Annotated in this window: 11 protein-coding genes and 1 pseudogene; 5 read left to right on the top strand and 7 right to left on the bottom strand. The window is 47.5% G+C overall.

All coding sequences use genetic code 11. The features are described 5' to 3' along the window. A partial coding sequence (locus KYK14_RS20230; RefSeq protein WP_219161496.1) for a type IV secretory system conjugative DNA transfer family protein occupies positions 1 to 1,502 on the bottom strand: 1,502 nt, incomplete at its 3' end. A gap of 538 nt (positions 1,503 to 2,040) precedes the next feature. Here KYK14_RS20230 and KYK14_RS20225 point away from each other — a divergent pair. Both KYK14_RS20225 and KYK14_RS20220 read left to right on the top strand, forming a co-directional pair. Next, positions 2,041 to 3,021: a replication initiation protein gene (locus tag KYK14_RS20225; RefSeq protein WP_219161494.1), complete on the top strand. Its 981-nt coding sequence runs from the start codon at positions 2,041 to 2,043 to the stop codon at positions 3,019 to 3,021. Between the two features lie 79 nt (positions 3,022 to 3,100). Continuing rightward, positions 3,101 to 3,928, top strand: coding sequence for a hypothetical protein (locus KYK14_RS20220; RefSeq protein ID WP_219161492.1), 828 nt, complete (start codon positions 3,101 to 3,103; stop codon positions 3,926 to 3,928). 8 nt (positions 3,929 to 3,936) lie between these two features. On the opposite strand, the gene KYK14_RS20215 is transcribed toward KYK14_RS20220, so the two are convergent. Next, a complete protein-coding gene (locus tag KYK14_RS20215) occupies positions 3,937 to 4,176 on the bottom strand; it encodes a hypothetical protein (RefSeq protein WP_219161491.1) in 240 nt (79 codons plus the stop codon). Positions 4,177 to 4,537: 361 nt separating this feature from the next. Continuing rightward, a complete protein-coding gene (locus KYK14_RS20210; protein WP_219161490.1) occupies positions 4,538 to 4,864 on the bottom strand; it encodes a hypothetical protein in 327 nt (108 codons plus the stop codon). 75 nt (positions 4,865 to 4,939) lie between these two features. On the opposite strand from KYK14_RS20210, the gene KYK14_RS20205 reads away from it, so the two are divergent. Then, positions 4,940 to 5,593 (top strand): outer membrane beta-barrel protein, encoded by a 654-nt coding sequence (locus tag KYK14_RS20205; RefSeq protein WP_219161489.1) that lies wholly within the window; start codon positions 4,940 to 4,942, stop codon positions 5,591 to 5,593. A gap of 176 nt (positions 5,594 to 5,769) precedes the next feature. Here the strand turns inward: KYK14_RS20205 and KYK14_RS20200 are convergent, their stop codons facing one another. Further along, entirely contained in the window at positions 5,770 to 5,985 is a 216-nt protein-coding gene (locus KYK14_RS20200; RefSeq protein WP_219161488.1) for an antitoxin VbhA family protein, read from the bottom strand. A gap of 388 nt (positions 5,986 to 6,373) precedes the next feature. Here KYK14_RS20200 and KYK14_RS20195 point away from each other — a divergent pair, with 388 nt between their 5' ends. After that, on the top strand, positions 6,374 to 7,786 hold the full coding sequence (locus KYK14_RS20195) for an AAA family ATPase (protein ID WP_219161487.1): 1,413 nt from the start codon (positions 6,374 to 6,376) through the stop codon (positions 7,784 to 7,786). Then, a complete protein-coding gene (locus KYK14_RS20190; protein WP_219161486.1) occupies positions 7,783 to 8,706 on the top strand; it encodes a DUF4435 domain-containing protein in 924 nt (307 codons plus the stop codon). The genes KYK14_RS20195 and KYK14_RS20190 overlap by 4 nt, the downstream gene beginning before the upstream one ends. 28 nt (positions 8,707 to 8,734) lie before the next feature. On the opposite strand, the gene KYK14_RS20185 is transcribed toward KYK14_RS20190, so the two are convergent. The 3 genes and pseudogenes from KYK14_RS20185 to KYK14_RS20175 form a co-directional block, all read right to left on the bottom strand. Next, positions 8,735 to 9,640, bottom strand: a complete 906-nt coding sequence (locus KYK14_RS20185) for a DUF5712 family protein (RefSeq protein ID WP_219161485.1) — start codon at positions 9,638 to 9,640, stop codon at positions 8,735 to 8,737. After that, on the bottom strand, positions 9,640 to 10,239 hold the full coding sequence (locus tag KYK14_RS20180) for a BfmA/BtgA family mobilization protein (protein WP_219161484.1): 600 nt from the start codon (positions 10,237 to 10,239) through the stop codon (positions 9,640 to 9,642). Before KYK14_RS20180 ends, KYK14_RS20185 begins: the two co-directional genes overlap by 1 nt. A gap of 460 nt (positions 10,240 to 10,699) precedes the next feature. Then, positions 10,700 to 11,080: pseudogene (locus KYK14_RS20175) on the bottom strand (hypothetical protein); the annotation flags it as partial.

Below are 11,080 nucleotides of genomic sequence, written 5' to 3'. Positions count from 1 at the left end.
TGCTGGGCCTCCAGCTTGTCGCGCTGCTGGATGCTCACCGACTCGCTGGTGCTCGTGGTCCGGGTGCTCGGCTTGAAGATGTTGACCTGCGAGCTCTTGCTTTTGCCCGCCGTGGTGGACCGGTACTCCTTGTCCACCTTCCCGAACATCTTGCTCACCCGCTCGGCCGTGGCCGTGTTGGTGGTGCGGCCCCAAAACTGGTTGCCTAGGTTGGCTAGAATCATCTCGGATTCCTGCCGACTTGTCAGCGCCTCCATCTGGGCCACGTCCTGCACGGCGTACACGGTGGCCACTTCGTTGCTGCGGGCGGTGGCCGGAATCTGGGCGAAGTTGGGAATGAAGAGGGTCGGCGCTTCGTCAAGCAGCACCAGGCTCGGCAAGCGGCCCTGCTGGTTGAGCCGCTTGATGGCCGTGGCCACGATGAGGGAAATGAGCGGGGAGAAGGTCGTGCTCAGGGCCGGGTCGTTGCCCACCACCAGGACGCCCGGCGTCTGCTCGTGGTTCAGGTCGAGCGGCACCTGGTCGCCGCTCATCACCCAAAAAATCTCGGGCGTGTTGAGCACCGCTAGGTAATTCTGAATGGTTGAGAATACCCCGGCTATGGTGTTTTCGGATTTGCTGGCGCTGGCAATCGAGGCAATGAGGCCGCGCACTTCCTCGTCCTGCTGCAGGGTGGCCAGCAGCTGCTCGGCGTCACTCTCCAAAATCATGCTGACCGCTGCCGGCAAGGAGCACTGCTCGGGGTGGTTGCGGCGCAAGTACCAGATGCAGCCGGCCAGCAGCACCTCGCCCGACTGAATCCAGAAATTGCGCTGCTGGGCGGCCTTCGCGTCGAGGTTGGTCAGGATGGTGGCCGCAGCCTCGCGGGCAAAGCTGGCGGTGGCCAGCAGCTGCGGGGCGAGCGGGTTTACCCGGTGGCTGCGGCTCAGGTCGGTGAAGTTGACGAAGTAGGGCGTTACGGCCCTTCCGGCGTAGCTGCCGGCTACTTCCTCGGCCAGCGTGGGAAATTTGAAGTCGTACACGACGCCCGTTAGGCCGGCCGCGCCCGCTTGCTGCAGGATGGGCTCAATAATCGACTTGCTTTTGCCACTGCCCGCGCCGCCGGCAATGAAGGTGCCCCGGAACGGGTTCCCTAAACGCACAACGGGGCCGCTGGTGGTGCGCAGCACGAAATTCAGCGGCTGGTTCCCGCCTGCGGCCGGCGCGGCGTCCTGGGGGCTGGAAACGCTGCGGTAGAGGTTCCAGCCCAACCAGGCCAGCAGCAGCAGCGTGGCCAGCCCCCCTAGCCAGTTGGAGGCGATACCGGCGAGCAGGAACAACCCGACAAACCGGCCGAAAGAATCAAACGGCTCGTCTGGGGGCTCCCGTAAGCCAATGGCTCGGTACAGGCCGCGAGATACAGCGGGTAGTGCTCGTTCCAGTTTGCCGGCTACGAGCTGCGTGATAAAACCAAATAAGACAGCCCCCAGCAGGACGAATAACCAGTGAAAAAAAGTAGCCATAGAAGCTCGGTAGTATAGTCGTGCAGTAATACGGCCAGGAAGGTACAAATACCGGGAAAAGAGCTGTCTAAGGGGGCATTTTTCAGCACAAAGCCGGCACCAAATTGGGGCTTTATACTAACATATACCATTGATTACCAGTTACATAGTATTTATTTAATATTCGCAAATTACTGGCTTCTAGAACGTTGTTGTTTTTGTTTGGGCTGCGCCGCATCGCCTATCACCAAGTTCTAAAAGCCTTTCCCTCGCGCGAAACACAATTGTGTATTTCTTTATTTGTCCTTATTTGCTATTTGAGAACCTTGCAACTAATTGAATAACAGGTAATTATATAGTCTAATCCGAACAAATCATAAGTGAAAGCGAACAAATCATAAGTGAATCCGAACAGATTATAAGTGGAAAACAGGGCTAACCCGAACAGATTATAAGTGGAACCCGAACAGATTATAAGTGAATCCGAACAGACTTCGCGAAGTGTTTTTTATTAGCGTTCGTCTTCGCTAGCTTTGGCCTTGCAATCAAGCTACTAGCTATGAAGTCCGACCTGGAAGTACGCCAACATAATGCGCTGACTAATGCGCGGTATGAGTACACCGAGACACAATCCAACATCTTCCTAGTGCTGCTCTCCAAGCTGCGGAAGGATGCCCCGGACGCTGTGTATCAGATAACGGTTCCCGAAATGGAGAAGGCGACGGGCAGCCAATACAATTACAAGCAACTGCGCGAATCCACAAAGGAGATGATGAGCCGCGTTCATGAGATAAATACTCTGCACAATGGCCGCGAAGTATTCCGGCAGCTCGTCTTGTTCAAGCGGATTGATTATATCCTCGGGACGGGGGTTATCGAGTTAGAGTTCAACGAGTACGCTACCCAATATCTGTTCGACCTTAAGAATAACTTCACCTCCTTTCAGGTGCAGGCAGCCCTAAGCCTTACTAGCAAGCATGCTAAGCGAATCTACCAGATTTGCAGCCAGTGGAAGGATAAAGGCGAAACCAAGAAAATGGCTATTCTGGACCTGAAGAAAACCCTTAGCTTGGCCGATGATAAAGGCCGTGAAGAGTACACGGAAATATCCATGTTCAAGAAGAACGTGCTAGACGTGGCCGTGAAGCAAATCAATGAGAAGACGGATTTGCTGATTGGTTACAAGCTGGAAAAAGTGGGTCGTGGCTTTAAAAACATCGTCTTCACAGTTAAGCCGCAAGCAGTGGCCCTTCCATTAGCATTCGGGTTGCTGCCGGATGAAGCACCCAACTTAGCTGCTCACCAGGTCGAGAACGCCGGGCGGCTGCTCGCGCAGCTAAGCATTACTACCCCTGCTCTGGTTGAACAGATTCTAAGTAACCCCTCGCACGTTGCGGCCTGCAACAAGTTTGCGCATGACTTGAAAACAGGTAGGCATACTAGCGCCCGTTCCCTCTCGGGCCTGCTACTTACAATGCTTGGTATCAAGAAAGCAACTGCTGGCGGTCCGCTGTTCGAAAAACCTCACAATAATACTTAGTACAATCACTATACTTGTGATAAGTTGCCCATTGTAATACTCAAAAAATTATTGTGTCAAAAAATAATAAAATTAAACAATGACACAAAAAGATGGCTCTCAAGATGAATTACTGCCGGATAATTGGCGTATTAATTGGATAAAAGATTATAGTGATGCGATATCCTCTCCGCATGTGGACATCGAAACCGACAATCAGTATACTGATTGGCTTTCTAATTTATCCCCCGCATGGGATAAATTAGTACATAGATTTTTTTTAGAGGAGGTATCCAACAGAATTATAATAAAAAAAGGCAGTAAATATAGCTCTGATTTTAAGAAAGGAAAACATCATATCTTTCTTGTTCAACAAGAACTTTCTAAAATATATATACTAGAGAAACAAGCTGTTTTTAATCATCTCATATGGATAGTGGATTACAGAAAACTATATACCGAATCAATAGATCACATACATTTAGGACATATATTAGATGAACCATTTACTGATTTTAATAATTATATTAAACACCTTGAAGATACATTAAAGAATATTCCAACTAACAAAGATAGAGCAGCGCGAAGCGGCAATAAAAGTCAACATGAGCATTATAAACAGAAAATGCTTGATAGAATTATATTATTAGATAAAGAACACGAAAATATATCTTTTCATTTAAATGAAATTAAAAATAACAGGAATAAATATGAAAAACATTTTATAGAAAATTGGCAAGAATGTACCTATTTCCCAAATACAGATTATATAAAAAGGTTTAAATATACTGCATCTCCATTATTTTTAGACACAGGTCATTTTCTTTACTATAGGAAGTACTTTTATAATCCCGTTACAAATAGTTACAGAAATTATTTGAAGCGTGTTAGTTACAATGACTTTGCTGTTTGGCTGAACAGTCTCTAATGTTCATCCTATTGGCCAAATACACGCTGCCAAAATCCCTTGCGGGCAGGCTCGGCCATGCGGGCGGCAATGCCTTCGACCAGCTGGGTCAGCTGCTCCACCTGCACCTGCAAGTCGCGAGGGCTGGCGGGTAGCTGCGACTGCGTGAGCTGGCCCTGACAGAAGGAACGCACGTCCTCGTTTACAAACTGGCCCATCGTCTTGCCGGCGCGCTGCGCGGTTTTCTCCACGATGGCCCGCGTTTCCAAATCTACCCCCCGAACAGCCCAAACACCCGTATCGGGAGCCTTGCGGGGCCTCCCCCCCTTCGTTTTGGGTTTTGTTTCGTTTTGTTTCGCCCCCTCTCCGGGCGCTTCGACAGGTGTTATACTTAACTCGGGTTTTGTTTCGCCTACTTCTTCCGGCGTTATACTCAACTCGGGTTTTGTTTCGGCACTTTGGGCAAGTGTTGTACTTAACTCGGGTTTTGTTTCGTCCGATTGGGGCTGCATGGCGGTTTTGTTAGACGTTTTGTTGCACGGCTAATCTAGGCACAAATCCCCCAATTCGTTTTGTATAACTAAACACCGGGTTTAGTTATCGCTTGTCAACTCACTAGCCAACTGACATTTATAGCTTGGGCAAATCAAAGCTAAGCGGGGTCTGCGGGCGGTCGTAGCTAATGTCTACCCGGTTGAGGCTGTCCCGAATCGAACCATCATCCTGCACCTGGATAGAGTCCGGAAAGGTAAAGTGCTCGCGCAGCTGGGCCGCATTGATGGGTTCAGTAAAGGCGTAATGCAGCTCACCCCCCGGGTCGGACCGCCACCCATCCTCGTGCCACCACTGGGCCGGGCGGTTACCCTGGACCAGCAGGTACTCGATGACTGGGCGCAAGTGGCTGGTGCGTGGGTCGTGGCCAGGGGCTCCCTGGGCGGCTAGCTGTATCTTGGACATGGTAGGCGAGAGGGCGTTAGTGGAACTGGGTTGTATCTCTTAACTTTCTTCGAAAAATAACCTGTTGCTAGCTATATGCGTCAGTCTTTCCTATTAGTTATTTGCCTTATCAGCTTCGCTTTCACCAGTTCTGCCCAAACAAACCCAGCGGCTACCTCGCCGCGTTTTTACCTGGGAGTAGGAGCCTCTGCCTTGAGTTATGCGCCAGCTAGTTCCTACAACCGCCTCCGTCATCCCGGCCCCTCGCTTAGCGTAGGCATCCAACTTACTCCCCAGTGGGCACTACAAGCAGGAGCCGCACTCAATTGGCGTAACGATAGCGATTCGCAGTCTTATCAGCCCTCGCCCAGTGAGGGCCTAACCGTGTATCAATACAACATTCGCAGCACGACACTCACGGTACCCTTGCTGGCGCGTTACACGTTTACGGACCCGGCCGGGCCTTTTCGGGGCGACCTACTGGGGGGCGTTACCCTCTTGCATACTGCGGCTCACTTCACCTCGTCCTCTACGCCCGCTGGTCAAGTCCCCTTCTTAGCCGATGAACGATCCACCGTTACCCGAGGCAGTTTCACCCTTGGCTTGGGCGCGCGGTACGAGCTGTTACCCCGAGTAGAGGTAACGGCAGATGGTCTGGCCAACGTGGCGGTTACTGATTCCTTCTACGAGTTCAGTGATCGGTTCTTCCTAAACTTCGGAGTAGGTATCCGGTACTATCTCGGTCAGTAAGAGGACTAGTAAAACTGGATTTTGGGGGTAGTGGTGGGGTGGTTCTTTTTCCCTCTGGTTCCTGGGAAAAGTTGATTAACATAAAAACGGTTCTCGGACACTTCTCGGAATCGCACCGGTTTTTGGCTCGCTACGTCGCGCCGCCCAGCGTGGTACTTTTCCAGTGAAGGCCCTAATTATTGAGGATGTTTTTCAGGTAATGGGTAGATGCTCATGGCCTCATCAACGGCTTGTTGTAACGTACACTCACCCCGCACATAGCGGTCATACACAGCTCTAGTTTCGGGAGTAACGATGGCGCCCTGTGCTTGGCTAGCAGCATAGGAGCGTTCCATAATCTCGCGGCGCTGTGATTCAGTAGCCTCTTGGGGCAAAAAAACTGGCTTAGTCATGGATTGGTTGAGCTTTAAGTTTAGGTCTGCAAGCGGTATTCAGTAAAAACATAAGACACCTCCTCTGACACTTTTTGAAAAAATGGTGATTATCAACCTGTAATCAAGCTACTTTAACACTAAATCTTATTAAGTCGGAGCTCCCAATGTCTCGGATACAGTTCAACTATACACTTTAAGATATACTTTTGGCTCCTTACTATTTACCGACTTGACAGTTATACTGTCAAATCACTGCTTTCTGTCGCTCGTGATAGCTTAAGGTTGAACTACAAACCTGTGAATTCACATTCTGATTCATCTTTTGAAGAGGAATATAATTTGATGTTCGCTCATTTTTGAAAAAGCGAATTCATTTACTGAAACATATAATAAAACATTCTCAGAAATGGCCTTCGACAATATAAAATCTTTCTCTGTCCACAAACTGTTTGGGACAACCGATGTAAATATTCCATTTGAAAACAATATAAAAATACTTATTGGTGAAAATGGATTAGGAAAGACTCAAGTATTAAACATATTTTATTATACACTAACAAAGAATTTCAGTAAGTTATCTGAGTATAACTTTGAAAGCTTAAGAATAACTTTTAAAGACGACACTTTTATGTCGTTATCAAAGTCTGATATAGAAGATATGTATGAAAAAGCCTACAAGCACCCGTTAATCAGAGAAATAATAGAAACAGTAGGCCTTAACCAATTTGAAAGTTTTAGAAATACATTAATGCATGGAGGAAGTTTATCAAGGAGCCGTCTTGAGGAGCATCCGGTCATAAAAAAAATGTCGAAAAATTTTCCTCCTGATTACATTATTCATAGTATTGAGCAAAGCATATTTGAAAGCAGAAATAGAAACAAGAGAGGAAGTAAAAACACACAATTAAGCCCTCACTTAGAAGAGTGCGACAGAAGAATAAGTAAGAATGTAAATAAGATAGAGATATTATATTTTCCCACATTCAGAAGAGTAGAAGAAGACTTAGCTAACTTGGGCTATAATGATGAGCAAGTTGATAAATTAAGTTATGACAAACTAAATAGAGAAGACAGCCAATTAATACATTTTGGCATGGATGACGTCAACAGAAGATTTAGAAATATTGAAAATAGCATTGATAGACTATTAAAGGAAGGCTTCTCTGAGATGTCTTCTGAAATATTAAGTCAACTTATAGAAGATGATGAAGAATCATCCAATGAAGAGTTCTTGAGCGATATAGGAGAAAATGATGTAGAGATTCTTTTAGCACGCGTTGGAAATAGAATTTCTAATCCTAAAAAAGATAAAATTAAGGAAATAGTACTTAGTAAAAAAGCTCAGCCGAAGGATAGTTCCTTAAACTTTTTTCTAAAAAAATTAATAGAGATATATTCTTTACAAAAAGAATTAGATAATTCTGTAAAAATATTCAGAGATTTATGCAATAAATATCTAATTAATAAAAATGTATTTTATGATGAAAGCGCTATTAAGATATACATAAAGTCTAAAGCAAGTGGGGCTGAAATCGCTTTGAGCAAACTTTCTTCTGGAGAGAAACAAATTATATCGATGTTCTCAAAGATTTACCTCTCTGATATTGAGAAGAGGTTTATAGTTTTATTTGATGAACCTGAGCTATCGCTTAGCATGACATGGCAAAAGCAGCTTTTGCCAGATATACTAAACTCAAATAAATGCGAATTTCTCTTAGCAGTCACACATTCCCCATTCATTTTTGACAATGAATTAGATAGATATGCAATTGGCCTCAACGAATATATTACACCATCCAAACTCGCTATAGCTAAATGACCTATTTGGAACAATTAAGACAAGCAAGAGATAAATCTCAAGTTACTTATCAAGAATTCGTACTTCATACAAGACAAAATAAAGATGGACTATTTTGTTTTTTTGAAGGAACAAGAGGCAGCGACAACGCATACTATATACCGCGAATAAAAGTTTATACCAAAGATTATTATCCTCTTTTGTGCGGTGGACGAGACAAGGTTATTGAAGTTTATAATTTAATATCATTACATTCAGAATACGATAAATATAAAAAAGCTTTCTTTATTGACAGAGATTTCAATGAACCTTTGAAACCGGAAGATGGCCATATTTTTGAAACGCCCTGTTATGCGATAGAAAATTTTTATGTATCTGAACATGTATTTAAAGAAATACTAAAAAACTTTTTTGGTTTTTCAGAAATAAGCAATGAACATAAACTTTACCTCGATTTATATCGACAAAGACAGAATGAATTTCATCAAGCGATATTATTATTCAATGCATGGTACGCTTGCTTAATAGAAATTAGAAACAAGGAAGGAAAACAAACTGGCGTTCGCTTGGAGGAAAAGCCACCCAAAGGTTTTATCCAATTTAGCCTTGAATCTATATCAAAAAATTATGACATAAATATAATTAAATCTATTTTCCCTAATGCAACAGAAGTTACAGAAACTGATTTAGAGAAAAAAATTCAATATTTATCTCAATTTGACAAGCACAAAGTATTTAGAGGCAAATACGAGATGTATTTTCTAACAGCTTTTTTAGAATTGTTACTAAAAGATTCCACAACAGAAAAAAAGTATTCACAAACGAAAATAAATTTTACTTTTGGGGATAAATTAAGCAATGATCAGGCAGTTGCCTTATTCTCTGCTTACGCAGAAACACCTGATATTTTAGATGATTACTTAAAATCTGTAACGGCTTGATTGACTAAGACAATTCATTATATATTATTCATCTTTTCATTCCTTTGCTGCGCTCTTGCTTGGGTGCAACATGTACTAATTCTTGTTTAATAATTTGTTCTGTTAGAGAAGTAGAAGGGGAAGTTTCTGCATTGTGCTGCGCTAATACATTTTGATTTTGGGTAGCTTGTGGTACCACTTGGCGCAATAGATCCTCACGTACAGCCTGCACCCGCAGCACGGCACACTCATCAGGAGTAGCGTGACGCATGGCGTAGGCATAGTGAAAGGTTTCGGTTAGGGGCCGCTCGTAGCTAAAAGCTTGATCAAAGGCTTGCTCTACCCGCTCTGAGTACTGCTTGCGCTCGAAGCCGCCTGTTACGACCCCGCGCTCGGTGTTCTTGTGGTTGGTGAGCGGGCTTAGGTGGTAGGGGTTCTTCCGGTCTACCTCGCCGGCCTGCTTGCGCTCGGTGTAGCGGGGTAGGTTCTCCGTCCGGCTCACGATGATATGAATATGCGTCTGCGGGCCAGCCTTTGCTTGGCCCCTGGCCATGTCGCCCACCTGCACCGCTCTGTCCTTCGGGCCGGTTGTGCGCTCGTGCTCCACCTTGGCGAAGTACATCAGGTCTTTCCCCTCGATGCCCTTCCCAAAGTTGGCCGCGTACTCTTCCATTGCCGCCCGCGTGTAAGCTCTTAGCTTCTCCGGGTCGCTGTCAATATGGCGCAATTCGGCTTGACTGGGAGCAAGCACTACCTGGTAATACTTGTCGGCGTCGCGGTTTAAATTGCGCTTGTTACGGTCAAGCGTGGCCACAACTTCGGCGGCGGGCACGTCCTCCCGGTCGAGGCTAAACCAATGCCCCTGCACCTCTTTTTCGAGATAGGCCACCAAGCCGCCGCAGCTGCCCGACCGTTGCCCCAAGCCAGGGCCACTACTAGGAATCTTGGCTACCATTAGGCGGGACGGGTAGGAGGTGGAACAACCGGTGTGGCGGGAGCTTGGGTCGCGGCTGGGGTCAGCAAGTCGGGCTGCAAAGCCAACCGTAGGATACCGAACAACCCATTTTTAAGAGTGGCTAGCGCGGGGTCTTCTTGGCCTTTGACGGGAGCGGGCGGCAAGGTCTCCGCCTGGAATTTAGGGGCGAGCTGACTTGGTACAATCAGGCGGCGCAGCATGCGGGCATACCACCCGTACAGCTCCTGTACCTGGGCGGGGCGTAGCTCCCCCTGGCTCGGTTGAGCCGGGGCTGGAGTGCTGCTCACTTGCTGCAATGCCTGAACCTGGGCCAGCATAGGCTTGAGGTAGGTCTTTTCCTGTTCGCGGATAAATCCAATCGTTCGCTTATCGAGGTCCGCCACCTTAGCCGTGAGTTTAGCTAGGCTGCTGGTCAGGTCCGGGGCGGTGGGTTGCTGAGGGTCGGCCTTGGTTACCCGAAAGTACTCTACCATCGCGGCCAGCAGCTTCGTGTTGCTCAACTTGTGCTCTTTGGCTAGTTGTTGTAACGCCTCATGCGTCTGGTCATCCGACCGAATGAATTTGGCTGTCGTTGACATATTTGTAAACAATATGATACTGATTTTCAATTATTTAATTCAATTTGTAAACATTGTTGTTTACAAATTATAAAGCAATATATCATAACTATTTAACTATCAGCACTAATTTAACGAGCGGAACGCTATGAAGCGCAGCGAATAGCGTTCCTGCTCGCTTCTGTTCCAGAACGACGTCGTTAGGGGTACGTCCGCGCCGTTGGGGGGGTTGCCGTTGCCCGATTCCGGTTGACCAGGCTACCAGAACAAGAGGGAAGAAAAGCCGCTGCTCACCTGGTACTGCCTCCCGGCTACCCTTTCTTCCCGGCCTGTCCTCAGCTTAGCTTTTAGGAGTTACCTGGCGGCTCTTCCCTGGTTGCTCCCTAGTCGAAAGGATAGGTTTGGTCAGTGCTCAGGAATCGGCCAGCCGCTGCCCGGCTCTCCAAAATGTACTACCCCCTGTTCCCGCTTCCGGTCTACCCTACAGGCCAGCTAGCGGCCCTTCGTCCTCGTCGTTGGTTGGGTGACCTGGTGCTGGGGTCGGCGCTGAGCTGGCCAGTACCGGCTGCTCGGGCTCCTGGCTGGGGCTGGCCGGACCGCTCACGATGGCCCGCACCTGGGCTTTGATGGTTCCGAAATTTTGGGCGACCTCGGCCGGGCTGGCTTCCTGGAACGGGGCAATTTTTACGGCCTTGCTGGGCTCGGCTCGGAAGGTGGCGTGGAACTCCGGGCGGCGACTCTCCACCACCAGGCCCGCGAACTCGCCCACCCCGAAGCGCATCACCTGCTGGGCCTCCAGCTTGTCGCGCTGCTGGATGCTCACCGACTCGCTGGTGCTCGTGGTCCGGGTGCTCGGCTTGAA

Source organism: Hymenobacter profundi, from assembly GCF_019334315.1.
Classification (GTDB): Bacteria; Bacteroidota; Bacteroidia; order Cytophagales; family Hymenobacteraceae; genus Hymenobacter; species Hymenobacter profundi.
This window is presented reverse-complemented; position numbering and strand designations above follow the sequence as displayed.

Coding starts and splice junctions, on each gene's coding strand:
- KYK14_RS20225 (WP_219161494.1), top strand. CDS start 2,041: ATGAAGTCCGACCTGGAAGTACGCCAACATAATGCGCTGACTAATGCG.
- KYK14_RS20220 (WP_219161492.1), top strand. CDS start 3,101: ATGACACAAAAAGATGGCTCTCAAGATGAATTACTGCCGGATAATTGG.
- KYK14_RS20210 (WP_219161490.1), bottom strand. CDS start 4,864: ATGTCCAAGATACAGCTAGCCGCCCAGGGAGCCCCTGGCCACGACCCA.
- KYK14_RS20205 (WP_219161489.1), top strand. CDS start 4,940: ATGCGTCAGTCTTTCCTATTAGTTATTTGCCTTATCAGCTTCGCTTTC.
- KYK14_RS20200 (WP_219161488.1), bottom strand. CDS start 5,985: ATGACTAAGCCAGTTTTTTTGCCCCAAGAGGCTACTGAATCACAGCGC.
- KYK14_RS20195 (WP_219161487.1), top strand. CDS start 6,374: ATGGCCTTCGACAATATAAAATCTTTCTCTGTCCACAAACTGTTTGGG.
- KYK14_RS20190 (WP_219161486.1), top strand. CDS start 7,783: ATGACCTATTTGGAACAATTAAGACAAGCAAGAGATAAATCTCAAGTT.
- KYK14_RS20185 (WP_219161485.1), bottom strand. CDS start 9,640: ATGGTAGCCAAGATTCCTAGTAGTGGCCCTGGCTTGGGGCAACGGTCG.
- KYK14_RS20180 (WP_219161484.1), bottom strand. CDS start 10,239: ATGTCAACGACAGCCAAATTCATTCGGTCGGATGACCAGACGCATGAG.